General features: G+C 54.9%; 11 protein-coding genes and 2 pseudogenes. 3 read left to right on the top strand and 10 right to left on the bottom strand.

Going from position 1 to position 11,869, the window contains the following annotated elements:
- Positions 1 to 183: 183 nt before the first annotated feature.
- The 10 genes and pseudogenes from PVA48_RS04265 to lepA all read right to left on the bottom strand — a co-directional run bounded on the left by PVA48_RS04265 (position 184) and on the right by lepA (position 10,097).
- Positions 184 to 1,118, bottom strand: a pseudogene (locus PVA48_RS04265) (DMT family transporter).
- Positions 1,115 to 1,459: a cupin domain-containing protein gene (locus tag PVA48_RS04260; RefSeq protein WP_102728628.1), complete on the bottom strand. Its 345-nt coding sequence runs from the start codon at positions 1,457 to 1,459 to the stop codon at positions 1,115 to 1,117. Before PVA48_RS04260 ends, PVA48_RS04265 begins: the two are co-directional and overlap by 4 nt.
- A gap of 5 nt (positions 1,460 to 1,464) precedes the next feature.
- Positions 1,465 to 1,686 (bottom strand): CysS/YqeB C-terminal domain-containing protein, encoded by a 222-nt coding sequence (locus PVA48_RS04255; protein ID WP_423232285.1) that lies wholly within the window; start codon positions 1,684 to 1,686, stop codon positions 1,465 to 1,467.
- Positions 1,687 to 1,781: 95 nt separating this feature from the next.
- A pseudogene (locus PVA48_RS04250) lies at positions 1,782 to 2,671 on the bottom strand (hypothetical protein).
- Between the two features lie 5 nt (positions 2,672 to 2,676).
- Complete coding sequence (locus tag PVA48_RS04245) at positions 2,677 to 2,877, bottom strand: hypothetical protein (RefSeq protein ID WP_423232284.1); 201 nt, start codon at positions 2,875 to 2,877, stop codon at positions 2,677 to 2,679.
- A gap of 149 nt (positions 2,878 to 3,026) precedes the next feature.
- Positions 3,027 to 4,556 (bottom strand): beta-N-acetylhexosaminidase, encoded by a 1,530-nt coding sequence (locus tag PVA48_RS04240; protein ID WP_423232283.1) that lies wholly within the window; start codon positions 4,554 to 4,556, stop codon positions 3,027 to 3,029.
- Positions 4,557 to 4,668: 112 nt separating this feature from the next.
- Positions 4,669 to 5,871 (bottom strand): sulfatase/phosphatase domain-containing protein, encoded by a 1,203-nt coding sequence (locus PVA48_RS04235; protein WP_423232282.1) that lies wholly within the window; start codon positions 5,869 to 5,871, stop codon positions 4,669 to 4,671.
- A complete protein-coding gene (locus PVA48_RS04230) occupies positions 5,865 to 6,413 on the bottom strand; it encodes a sulfatase-like hydrolase/transferase (protein ID WP_423232281.1) in 549 nt (182 codons plus the stop codon). The genes PVA48_RS04235 and PVA48_RS04230 overlap by 7 nt, the downstream gene beginning before the upstream one ends.
- 231 nt (positions 6,414 to 6,644) lie before the next feature.
- Positions 6,645 to 7,928 (bottom strand): thioredoxin fold domain-containing protein, encoded by a 1,284-nt coding sequence (locus PVA48_RS04225; RefSeq protein WP_046434503.1) that lies wholly within the window; start codon positions 7,926 to 7,928, stop codon positions 6,645 to 6,647.
- 369 nt (positions 7,929 to 8,297) lie between these two features.
- Positions 8,298 to 10,097, bottom strand: coding sequence for a translation elongation factor 4 (gene lepA / locus PVA48_RS04220; protein WP_215442371.1), 1,800 nt, complete (start codon positions 10,095 to 10,097; stop codon positions 8,298 to 8,300).
- Between the two features lie 247 nt (positions 10,098 to 10,344).
- Between lepA and PVA48_RS04215 the strand changes: the two genes are divergently transcribed.
- The 3 genes from PVA48_RS04215 to PVA48_RS04205 all read left to right on the top strand — a co-directional run bounded on the left by PVA48_RS04215 (position 10,345) and on the right by PVA48_RS04205 (position 11,739).
- Positions 10,345 to 10,548, top strand: a complete 204-nt coding sequence (locus PVA48_RS04215; protein WP_022197112.1) for a hypothetical protein — start codon at positions 10,345 to 10,347, stop codon at positions 10,546 to 10,548.
- Positions 10,545 to 10,862, top strand: a complete 318-nt coding sequence (locus tag PVA48_RS04210; protein ID WP_102732478.1) for a hypothetical protein — start codon at positions 10,545 to 10,547, stop codon at positions 10,860 to 10,862. The genes PVA48_RS04215 and PVA48_RS04210 overlap by 4 nt, the downstream gene beginning before the upstream one ends.
- Before the next feature lie 187 nt (positions 10,863 to 11,049).
- Complete coding sequence (locus tag PVA48_RS04205) at positions 11,050 to 11,739, top strand: PEP-CTERM sorting domain-containing protein (RefSeq protein ID WP_146023923.1); 690 nt, start codon at positions 11,050 to 11,052, stop codon at positions 11,737 to 11,739.
- Positions 11,740 to 11,869: the final 130 nt, after the last annotated feature.

Here is an 11,869-nt window from a genome sequence, read left to right as displayed (position 1 = left end):
CCTTTGCCCGCGGTGAAACTCGTTTTTTTTCAAAAAATTTTGTTGTCTGCGGATATCTAATCCGCTAACAGCCATCCTCTGGGGGCGGAAAGCGTTGCAACGCCGGAGGCATTCCGTCCGGGAATATTCGCCAGCCGTTTTTCTTCCTGGAAAAAACAGCATGATTCCGGAAAGCAGGGGGAATCAGCCTTTTTGCAGAACGGGCTTTTCTCCCTTTTCTCTGACGCTCTTCCGCGTTTTTTTCCTGTACTCGGAAATCGTGACGCCGCAGAGGGTCAGGAGAATCCCCGTCAGGGATATCCAGGTCAGGCGTTCCCCCAGGATGATGGCGGAGGCCACTACGGCCACGACCGGAACCATGTAAATGTACACGCTGGATTTGACGGCTCCCAGGATTTCCACCACGCGGTTCCAGGAGAGGAAGCACAGGGCGGAGGCAAACAGGCCCAGGTACAGCAGATTGAGGGCGTTGACGGGCTTCACCATCAGATGCCAGTCCATGTTCACCGGAAGGACGAACAGGGCCGGAATCATCAGCACGATGCCGTAAAAGAAGATGCGGCGCGTGCAGATGATCATGTTGGACGTGTTGACGCCGATTTTTTTCATCAGGATGGAATAGACCGCCCAGACGAAGGCCGCGCCCAGAGCCAGCACGTCCCCCGCCGGGTTCAGTTCCAGCACGAAGGCGCCGTTCGCCATGATGAGGAAGATGCCTGTGAAGGCGGCGGCGAAGCCCAGGAAGAAGCGGCGGGAGAAGCCCTCCCCTTTCAGCAGGAAGTGGGCCAGAAGAGCCGTGAAGAAAGGCACCACGGCCACGATGATGCCCACATTGGAGGCGAAGGTGTACGTCAGGGCGATGTTTTCCAGCAGGAAGTACAGGGTGACGCCGGTGAGGCCCGCTCCCGCGAACAGGAGTTCCTTTTTCCAGCCGGAGAGCGGAAGCAGGCGCGGCTTCAGGCACCAGAGGAAAGCGTACCCGATCACGAAGCGGGTGAAGAGCACCGTGACGGGGGTAAAGTCCGGAGAAGCACCTTGGTGGACACGAAGGTGGTCCCCCAGATCAGGATGGTCATCAGGGCGGCGGCATGGCCCAGCGTGCGTTGGCGGGAGTTCATCGGGTTGTAGGTAGTTGGGGGGCGCGGGCGGCTTCCAGCGTAAGGCCTACGATTTCCGCCGGTTCCGCGCTCCTGTTCCAGACGGCATGACGGCCGCCGCCGGGCACGAGCAGGGATTCATGCTCACGGACCGTTTTTTCCTCTTCGTCAAGCAGGATAACGACCGTTCCGCGGGTGACAATGAATAAATGGGCGTGGGCGTGGCGGTGCGGGGAAAGAGGGCCGCCGCCTCCGGGTTCCATGTTGGCGAAGGCTCCGTCCTTCAGGGTTCCCTGCGCATCCGTGAACAGGCTCCTGGCCGTGAAGCCCGTGTGGTTGGGGATAGGGGAGAAAGCGTCCATGCCGTTCAGTTGCGCGCCAGGTCGTATCCGTCCTTGCGGTCCTTGATGGTCCAGCCCAGCGCCGTTACTTCCGCCCGCAGGCGGTCGGCTTCCGCCCAGTCCCGGTTCTGCCTGGCCTGCCAGCGCTGTTCCGCCAGGGTGCGCACGTTCTCCGGCGCTTCCGCCTGTTCCTCTTCCGGCAGAAGAATGCCGAAAGCGGCCAGAATGAAGTGGAAGGCGTTCCGCATGCGGCGCGCTTCCTCCGGAGTCAGGGAGGGAACATCCGCCTTCCTGATGGCGCTGAAGACGTGGCCCAGGGCTTCCGGAGTGTTCAGGTCATCATTCAGGCTGTCCCAGGCCGGCTGGAAGATGCCCGGTTCCGGGGGGCGGCGCAGAATTCCTCATAGGACGGAACGGAGTCCGTTCCGGAGGCGTTCCGGAGCTGCGTGTCGAATTTGGCCAGGCGGTTCAGCGCGGCTTTAGCGTCTTCCAGCGAGGAAAGGGTAAAGTTCAACGGACGGCGGTAATAGCCCCCCGCCAGCACGTACCGGACCGCGGACGGCTTATGGCCCAGTTTGTCCAAATCCGCCAGCGTGTACATGTTGCCCAGGGATTTGGACATCTTGCCGCCGTCCACCAGCAGGTGCGTGATGTGGAACCACAGGCGCGCGAAGCCTCCGCCGCAGGCGCAGCGGGACTGGGCTACTTCGTTTTCATGGTGGGGGAATACCAGATCCACGCCGCCGGAATGGAGATCGAAGTCATTGCCGAAGTATTTATGGATCATGGCGGAGCATTCCAGGTGCCAGCCGGGGCGGCCTTCTCCCCAGGGAGAGGGCCAGAAGTTGTCGCCGTCTTCCGGCCTGCGGCTCTTCCATAGCACGAAGTCTGCCACGGAATCCTTTTCATATTCGTCCGCGTTGGACCGGGTATTGGCGGTTTTTCCTAAATCCAGTTCACGTTCGTCCAGGTGGGAAAGCCTTCCGTATTCCGGGAAGGAAGAAATTTGAAATACACGGAACCATCTTCCGAGACATAGGCATGCCCCTTTTCCACCAGTATTTGGACCATTCGTATCTGTTCGGGAATATGGCCCACGGCGGAGGGTTCCGCATGGGGTGGCAGGCAATTAAGTGCGGCGCAGTCCCGGTGGAACAGGTCCGCCCAGCCAGCGGTGAATTCCGCCAGGGAAACGCCGGCCTTTTGAGAATCCCGGATAGTTTTGTCGTCCACATCCGTCAGATTGCGAATGTGCGTGGTGGGAACCCCCCCAGCTCCAGGACGCGGCGGAAGACGTCCTGCATCACGAAAGTGCGGAAATTGCCGATGTGGGCCGGGCCGTACACCGTGGGGCCGCAACAGTAAAAGCGCAGTGTTTTTCCATCCATGGGGGAAATGGCCTGGGCCGTTCTGGTGCGGGTATCGTAAAGGTGTAACATGGCGGAACGATTAGAAGGGAAGAGGGCTTTCCGGTCAAGCGGGAAAAGAAAGCCGGGGATCCGCGGTTGTCCGCGTCCCCGGCTTTGAAGAAATCAGAGGATGGCGAGAGAAAAGGAAACGCTATTTGTCCGCGTTTTGCTGGCCCTTTTTATAATTTCTCGTTAATACGTTCGATTTCCTCCTGGGTGATGAATTTTTCCCGGTAGGGTTTGTTTTCCACAGTGCGTTCCAGAGTATAGCCGAAACGCTTCTGGAAATGTTTCTTGTGGGTTTCCATTTTCTTTTCAAACTCTTCCAGGCTTGGACGGTTCTTGTGGCTGCCCCACGCGGTTTCGGAAACAGCCATGGCGCGGGGGTAGGTCATGTACATCAGCAATTCGCCGGAGGGAATCCATTCCGCCCACATGCAGAGGTTGATTCCCTTGATGTGCTTGACGTCATTCTTGTCCCGTCCGTTGCGGGGATCGAAGTTGTAGCAGTCTTTCAGCAGGATGGGAGCTCCGCCGGGCCGGGCACGCACGTCGTCCGCCGGGAATTTCATCTGGGTACGCGCCAGGTAGTACTTGAACTGGGGGGTGACGATGAGGTCGATGCCCTGTTCCTTCGTCTTATCAATGCAACGCGGGAATTCTCCCGGCAGCCAGGACATGACGGTTTCCCCCTTGTGGTAATAGCTCTTGTTGATGTCATACCAAAGGATGGGCTTTTTCCGGTGCTTGGAGAGCATGGCCGTCAGGCTTTTCGTGAAATCGCTCATCTGGACTTCCACATTATCCCCCTGGCCCTTTTTGGCTCGGGCGGCCTGGCAGTCCGGGCATTTCTTCCAGTCTCCCATGGGGCATTCGTCACCGCCGATGTGGATGTACGGGAAAGGGAATATCTGCTGGACGGTATTGAAGGTATCCTTAAGAAACTTTTTGGTGGCCGGTTTCTGCGGGCAAATCAGCTTGGAGGAAACGCCGCCGTGCGTCCATACCTGGGCCCGTTTGGTGTTGCAGCAGAATTCGGGATAGGACGCGGCCAGGGCCATATTGTGGCCCGGCATTTCCACTTCCGGCAGCACCTGGATACCGCGCGCTTTGCAGTAGGCTACCAGGTCCTGGAGTTCCTTTTTGGTATACATGCCTTCATTGGCCAGCAGGGAATTGTTCTGGTTTTCCGGAGCGGAAGGGCGGACGGCGCCGATGGTGCGGAGCTTGTCGTAGCCCGGCACGGGGAGACGCCAGCCCTGGTCTTCCGTCAGATGGAGATGCAGGACGTTGTATTTGTAATAATGCATGGCGTCCACAAAATTGTAGATCTCCTTCATGGGATAGTGGTAGCGGCCTACGTCTACCATCATGCCGCGCCAGCCGAAGTCGGGGGAATCCTGGATGCTGCCGCAGGGAAGGCCCTCAGGAGTATCCGAAAGCTGGTCCTGGAGCTGGAACAGGGTCGCCATGGCCATGGCCTTCCCGTTGGGCGTGGTATAACGGAGTTCCACGCCGCCGGGCGTCAGTTTCATGGCATACCCTTCATTGCCCAGTCCGGCGACTTTTTGCTCATGGATGATTTTGATGTTTTTGGTAGTTCCGGAAGTTGTCGTCACGTTGACGGGCTCCGGAATAATGTTGTAGGGATTGGTTCCGGCCCAGCAGAGGGAACCCAGGAACGCTGCGGCTAGCAAAATTGATTTCATGCGGCGCCGTATAGTAATGGTTGTTGTTTGTGTGAGGATTTAAACCCTGTCCCTCCGTCGTCAATGGCGTGTTCCGGACAACCTGTTTCGGGAGGAACGGTGAATGGCGGCGTCAATCTCTGGAGGGAGCGCAGTCCCACTGCGGCTTGACGGCCAGTTTGCCGGTGGCCCCGGGGAAGCCTTCCGGTACCTGGTAGTCTTTGCGGAGCTTGCCGTACAGGGTTTTGAGTTCTTTCACGGTTTCCGCATATTCCGGTTTGTTGATGACGTTGTGCATTTGGGCCGGGTCCTTCTGGTTGTCAAAGAGCATCCATTCGTCGCTGGTCCAGATATAGGACAGCGTGTAGCGGTCCGTGCGCAGGCCGTCATGGCGCGGAGCGTTGTGTTCACCCGGATTTTCGTAAAAAGCGTAGTAAAGAGAACGGTTTTTGAAATCCTGATGTTCTCCGGTCTTGAACAGGGGAGTGAGGCTGCGGCCCTGGAAGGTATTCATATTTTCCTTGGTATTTACCCCGGCCACGTCGCAGAAAGTGGGAGCATAATCCAGTTCCTGCACCATGGCGGAGGAGCGCACGCCCGGCCTGATGTGGCCAGGCCATCTCATGATGAGGGGCATGCGGAAGGATTCTTCAAAAATCCAGCGCTTGTCGTACAGGCCGTGTTCGCCCATGTAGAATCCCTGGTCTCCGCAGTAGAGCACCAGCGTATTCCTGTCCAGGCCGTTCTGTTTCAGATAGTCCATGATCTGGCCGATGCTTTCGTCCACGGAAAGAACGGTGCCCAGATAGTCTTCCATATAATGGCGCCAGCGGCGCAGCAAAATGTCGCGCTGCGTTTTGATTTTCCCGTTTTTAATATCTTTGACAAGCTGTACAGTACGGGCCTTGTGGTAGTTGTACCAGGCTTCCTTCTGCTGCGGGTCCATGCGCACCCATTCCGGCATTTCCCAGTCATACTGAGTATGCAGGGTCTTGGATTCCGGGCAGGAAAGCATTTTCTGGATGTCTTCCGGGACCACCTCCTTGATCAGGTGCTCGTCAGACCATACGTTGAAATGGTTGAGCAGGGTTTGTTCCGTCATTTTCAGGAATTCCGGGCGGTCTGCAAAATCGTCTTCCAGATTGGCGGGCGGGTCAATGGCGTCCGCATACTGTTTGGCGCGGCCCAGATTCTGAATGGAGGGGCACCAGCAACGGTGGGGTGCCTTGTGGCCCACGACGAGCATGAAGGGTTTGTCCTTGTCCCTCTGGTCCAGCCATTTGAGGCTTTTTTGCGTGACCAGTTCCGTGGCATAGCCGGGTTCCGTTTTCACCACGCGTTTGCCGTCCTTGCCGGGAGTGATGAAATCCGGATTGAAATAGTTGCCCTGGCCGGGAAAATTTCCCAGTAATCGAATCCGGTGGGGTCGGATTCATATTTGGACGTATCTCCCTTGGCGCCCGGCGGGATGGCTTCCAGGTGCCACTTGCCGACAATGGCCGTCTGGTAACCGGCCTTTTGGAGCATTTTCGGGAAAGTGGGCTGGGAACCGTCAAAGGGAGCCGCATGTTCGTTGAAGAGGTACCCGTTCATATGGGAGTGGCGGCCAGTGTAGATACAAGCCCGCGAAGGTCCGCACAGGGAGTTGGCGCAGTAGCTCCGGTCAAAGACCATGCCTTCGTCCGCCAGTTTGCGGAAGTTTGGATAAGGCATGGGAGAATCCTTTTCACAGGTGCCCAGGGTCTGGTAGGAATGGTCGTCGGTGACAATGACCACGATGTTGGGGCGCTGGTCCGGCGTCTGCTTTTGAGGCTGGTCCGCGGAAGCGGACAGGGGACAGGCCGCAAGCATCAGGGCGGTGGCGGCATGACGGTTCATTGTTAAAATCATGAATTAAACAGGCAATGGTTGGAGAGGGGGAAGCGGCGGAATTTGTCCGCAAGGGCATTCCTGCCGGTACGGAAAAGACCACATCCCCGAAAGAAAAAATGCTGGAAGAGAGTTTTAGGAAAAATAAAACATCAGTTTCATATTTCAATACAAAAATGGGGATGGAGCGGAAGCCCATGAATAAACCGTTCCGCAGCCGGACGGCAGGGGAAAAGCCGTTCAGGTGCCACGTGGGCCGGAGCGCTTGTTCCGGCCGTTGTTTTCATGGGATTCTTTCTGTTCCAGGAGCCATGTTCTGTCTTCAAGGCTGAGCTTTTTCAGGGATGTTCTGCTCTGGTGTCCGTCCAGCTCCTGAAGCCAGAGGGTCTGGGTCTTTTCCGAATAACGGGAAAGTTTGGCGAAGACGGTATTTCCGTTGACTCCTGTCCAGACCCGGTAGCCTTTGGGAATCAGCGTTTTTTTAAACTCTTCATATTGCTGCTTCGCCAGTTTGACGCTGTTCTTGATCTGGTCAAAATAAAGGGCGTTTTGTCCGGTATAATAACCGCGCAACGTATCCACTTTGGAGCCGTCCGGAGACATGACCAGAAGCACGGGCGTTCCTCTCACGCCAAACAGGGAGGGAGCCTTTTTCACATACTCCAGCATCTTCTGGCGCTTCCTGTAAACAGGTTCGCTTTCAAATTTTTCCGCCTGGTCGTAACAGACGCGGACGACATTCCTTTTCGCCCAGTCTTCAAATTCCTTCGTATGGAGGAGTTCTGCCCCCAGCTTTTTGCTGGGAGGGCTGCCCACGGAATGGTGGAACCAGATGAGAATGGGTTTTCCGGTACTCTGGGCTTCCCGGAGGGCGGTGGGATAGCTTTGGATCCAGCGTTCGTTTTCCTTACGCTGGGCGAAAGCTTCTTCCAGCCCGGGGATGGGGGCGTCCGGGTCATGAGCGTCCGTGTAATAGACGGCCCCGCTGTCTGCCCTGGTCATTTCCTCCTGTGTGGTGGCGGTAAGATGGGTGGCCTGTTGCTGATTCGGGGTAGTGCTCAACAGCCCCGTCGGCACATTGGCGATGGAATTGGTCTTGTTATCCTGCATGTATTCCGAAAGGCTTTTTTTTACCTTCGGTTCTTCCTGTTCCGGAGAGGTTCCCACGCAGGAACAGAGAGCCGCGGACGCAAACAGGAACATGGACAGCCGGGGCAGACTCATGACTGACCTGATAGCATAACAGGGAAAAATACGCAACCGGGAATTGTTCAACGGTCGCAGCGGTTTCAGTATTTCTTGGCTTCCTGTTCCTTCTGCTTCCGGTCCCGTATGGCGATATCCAGGGGGGTGCATGTAGCGGTCGTTGATGTGGCTCGCCCTGCCGGTGCGCAGCTTCTTTTCGTACCGTTTGCCCCGGTTTCTCCTGAACAGGAATTCGGACTCCGGAACGCGGCCCACGGTCCGGTAGATCAGCTCGTCGATTTCCTCCTTTTCCCGGTAGCCGGCAGCCTGATGTAGCATTCCTCCTCCCGGGAATGGTTGGGGAAGTAGTGCAGGAAGTGTCTCATGGTCCATTTTCATCCATTGAATCCTGATGGAAAGGCTGTTTCTGGCGCTTTTGAACGAATGTTTGCTACGGAAGAAGGACCACGTGAAGTGGCTCATTTAGCCGGGGCATGAATGCTCACCAAAACGCAGGCCGCGAGAACCCGGGAAAACAGAAACAGTTCCTTGTTATACTCTCTATCATCAGAGTAATGGGAAGGAAATCTGCCGATTAAAACGCGAGTAATACCCTGTTTTCCAAAATAGCCAATATATTCTCCCTGCAAATAAACTGTTTTCCCATATTCAAACGGAAAAACGATATAAAGCCGGGAAGAAAATGGGTTAATCCCCCGTTTTCAGCACCTTGATGAACGCTTCCTGCGGAATGTTGATTTTTCCGATGGCCTTCATGCGCTTTTTGCCTTCCTTCTGCTTTTCCAGAAGTTTGCGCTTGCGGGTGACGTCCCCGCCGTAGCATTTGGCCGTCACGTCCTTGCGCATGGGGGAGATGCTTTCCCGGGCAATGATTTTTCCGCCAATGCAGGCCTGAATGGCGACGGTGAAGAGCTGGCGGGGAATGACGTTTTTCAGGCGTTCCGCCAGTTCCCTGCCGCGGGAGGCTGCCTTGTCCTGGTGAACAATCATGGAGAAGGCATCCACCGGTTCCCCGGCGATGAGCATGTCCATTTTAATGAGCTTGGCGGCCTGATAGCCGGCGTATTCATAATCCATGGAGCCGTAGCCTCGCGTCATGGATTTGAGCTTGTCGTTGAAATCCACCAGAATTTCCGCCAGAGGAACGGTGCAGGTGAGCATTATGCGCATATCGTCAATGGTCTCCGTATTGTCCACGCTGCCGCGTTTTTCCAGGACAAGTTGCATGATATCCCCGATGTATTCCCCAGGAAGCATAATGAACACCTTGACGATAGGTTCCCGGATTTCCTGAATTTCCTGCGGTTCCGGGAGCAGGCTGGGATTGTCCACATTGATTTCCTCTCCATTGGTCTTGGTGACCTCATAAATCACGGAGGGGTAGGTGGAGATGATATCCATGTTGAATTCCCGGCGCAGACGCTCCTGGATGATTTCCATATGGAGCAGGCCAAGGAAGCCGCAACGGAACCCGAAGCCCAGAGCTACGGAAGATTCCGCCTGGAAGGAGAAAGCGGCGTCATTAATCTGAAGCTTCGCCATGGCCGCTTTCAGGGCTTCAAAATCGGAGGAATCCACCGGATAAATGCCGGAAAAGACCATGGGGCGGATTTCCTTGAAACCGGGCAGGGGGGATGGGCAGGGGCGCATGTAATCCGTATACGTGTCCCCGATTTTGACATCCGCCGCGGATTTCATGTTGGCGATGATGTAGCCTACGTCGCCGGCTTCCAGGGAATCCGTTCGGGTCATTTTGGGGGTGAAGATACCCACTTCCTTCACTTCATACACTTCGTCCGTTGCGAAAAGTTTGACTTTCATGCCGCGGTGCACGCTGCCGGAAATGACGCGCACATAGGAGACTACGCCGCGGTAGGCGTCGTAAACGGAATCGAACACCAGGGCGCGCAGAAGGCCGTCCTGTTCCGTTTCAGGCGGAGGGATGCGCTGAACAACGGCTTCCAGAATATCGTCAATGCCGATGCCCATCTTGGCGGAGGCATGGATGGCTTCCTCATGGGGGATGCAGACGATGTCCTCCAGCTGGCGGTATACTTTGGGCAGGTTGGCACTGGGAAGGTCAATCTTATTGATGACGGGGATAATGGCCAGGTTCAGATCCATGGCCAGGTGCATGTTGGCAAGTGTCTGGGCTTCCACTCCCTGGGCCGCGTCCACAATAAGAAGGGCTCCCTCGCATGCCGCCAGGGAACGGGACACTTCATAGGAGAAATCCACATGGCCCGGCGTATCCAGAAGATTGAGCTTGTAAGTCTTTCCGTCCCCGGCCTTGTAGAAAATGGTAACGGGGTGGGACTTGATGGTGATGCCCTTTTCCCTCTCCAGATCCATGGCGTCCAGAAGCTGATCCTGCTTCTCCCGTTCGGAAATGGTATTCGTCTTTTCCAGCAGCCGGTCGGAAAGGGTGGTCTTTCCGTGGTCGATGTGAGCGATAATGGAGAAATTGCGAGTCAGTTCAATGGACATGGTGGTCTCTACCCTTCTAACATGAGTGCCCTGTGCGCGGGGAGGGTAACATAGCCCATGCGGCGGTCAAGACTTGAACATGACTGCCTCCCGTTCCCTGCCGCGTCGGCTTCATTCGCTCCGGGAAAACCGTCATTCATGACAGGGGTTGCGCCGGGAGATTGAACGTGAGGGAAGAAGGAAGGCTCTCAACTGGTACAGGCACGCGAACCTTTTCCCGTGCGGCCATTTCTTACCAAGCCAGCATATGAAATCTTTTTTAGCAGCCATTTTAAGCCTATTTATTCCCGGCCTCGGCCAGTTGTACAAGGGCCACTTTGTCCAGGCCATTCTCTGGTTCCTGGTGGTAGGTGCGGCTTACGGCCTCCTGTATTGGTTCATCTTTGCACTCGTTCCTATTGTCCTGCATATCATTTGTATTTTGCAGGCCTATTTCATGGACAATGAATGATGCCTGCCGTTTCGGCTTCACGGCCAGGATGGCCGAAAGAGCAGAGCATCCTGCGCACCGGCAGCGGCATTCATTCCCTGAGGTTGCGGAAGGAATGCGCCGTTCATAGCGGCGTCATTCTTCTTGATACCGGTATTTGCAATGTTAACGGGTTTGTTGGTGCCAGTGGAATCCGCGGATTCTTTTTTAACGGACTTCGATTTGTTTACAGGGGAAACGTCAGCACAACTGTTTTGAATTTGTTAATGACCCCGTCTGTCTTGAAAAATCGGATCGGATGGGAGACGTTGATTCTTCAACAAATAGGATTTTGAATCCGGTATCAATAAAAAAAATTGGTGGTAAGAAAATTATAGAAATCAATATTTTGTTCTTACCGATATTCTATCTATAATTTTTGATATATTATTTATTGTAATTTTTTAACAATAAATATTTTATCGATAAATTCGGATTCAAAATCCGCTATCTCCGTTTTATAGTTACTAACATTAGTAAACGATGGAAAAAATACTGGGAACCACAATTGTATTGCTGGGGGCTGCCGCTCTTTCCGCAACGGCCGCAACCGTCCAGATTGATCTGTCAGGGTATGATTCAGGAAGCGATGTTAATTCTTCCTTCCAAGCCTACCGTGGCGATCCTTCCGCCATGGCGAATCACTTGAATGAGTGGTTGGCGAATTCTTCCGGATGGTGCGGATCTAAAGCCAATACATCTTCTGAAACCTCAAGTTATTTTAAAAGCGCTGTTGGGAACGAAGACGGTTCTGTAACGGTGACCTATACCAATAGACGGGGATATGGCGGTTCCGGCGTAGGCCTCAAAGTTTCCCTGGATGCTGCGGGGTATTCTGCTGATGCTTTTTCTTCTCTGACATTCACAGTGGATTTGGCTACCTCCACCGGCGGCACTTATCGGGTTTATCTGGCCTACCAGACGGAAAATGGCTGGCAGGCGGTAGAGTCGCAGGCGACGTCCGGCACGATTACTGTGACGGCAGATCTTTCCGGAAACAAACTGACTTCTGAAAACGTTTATGTATTCGTTGAGTCAAATCAGGGAAGGGGTAATGATTCTACATTCACGGCTTCCATGACGGGAGAATTGGCTTCAGTGCCGGAACCTGCCACGGCTTCCCTGGGACTGCTGGGACTGGCCGCCCTGATGATGCGCCGTCGCCGGTCTTAAGGCATCCTGCCGGCAGACAAATTAATCATAGGACGGTCTCCGCATGGAGGCCGTCTTTTTTATTTTTACTGGAGGGGGATAACAGAATGCAATGTACCGGGAATCGAGTATTCCCGGCTATGGAAAGAAA

This window comes from Akkermansia sp. JRP_AM1, from assembly GCF_049262625.1.
Taxonomy (GTDB): Bacteria; Verrucomicrobiota; Verrucomicrobiia; order Verrucomicrobiales; family Akkermansiaceae; genus Akkermansia; species Akkermansia massiliensis.
The sequence above is the reverse complement of the archived record's forward strand: the minus strand, read 5'-3'. Positions and strand labels throughout refer to the sequence as shown.

Coding starts and splice junctions, on each gene's coding strand:
- PVA48_RS04260 (WP_102728628.1), bottom strand. CDS start 1,459: ATGGACGCTTTCTCCCCTATCCCCAACCACACGGGCTTCACGGCCAGG.
- PVA48_RS04255 (WP_423232285.1), bottom strand. CDS start 1,686: ATGCGGAACGCCTTCCACTTCATTCTGGCCGCTTTCGGCATTCTTCTG.
- PVA48_RS04245 (WP_423232284.1), bottom strand. CDS start 2,877: ATGTTACACCTTTACGATACCCGCACCAGAACGGCCCAGGCCATTTCC.
- PVA48_RS04240 (WP_423232283.1), bottom strand. CDS start 4,556: ATGAAATCAATTTTGCTAGCCGCAGCGTTCCTGGGTTCCCTCTGCTGG.
- PVA48_RS04230 (WP_423232281.1), bottom strand. CDS start 6,413: ATGAACCGTCATGCCGCCACCGCCCTGATGCTTGCGGCCTGTCCCCTG.
- PVA48_RS04225 (WP_046434503.1), bottom strand. CDS start 7,928: ATGCTACATCAGGCTGCCGGCTACCGGGAAAAGGAGGAAATCGACGAG.
- lepA (WP_215442371.1), bottom strand. CDS start 10,097: ATGTCCATTGAACTGACTCGCAATTTCTCCATTATCGCTCACATCGAC.
- PVA48_RS04215 (WP_022197112.1), top strand. CDS start 10,345: ATGAAATCTTTTTTAGCAGCCATTTTAAGCCTATTTATTCCCGGCCTC.
- PVA48_RS04210 (WP_102732478.1), top strand. CDS start 10,545: ATGATGCCTGCCGTTTCGGCTTCACGGCCAGGATGGCCGAAAGAGCAG.
- PVA48_RS04205 (WP_146023923.1), top strand. CDS start 11,050: ATGGAAAAAATACTGGGAACCACAATTGTATTGCTGGGGGCTGCCGCT.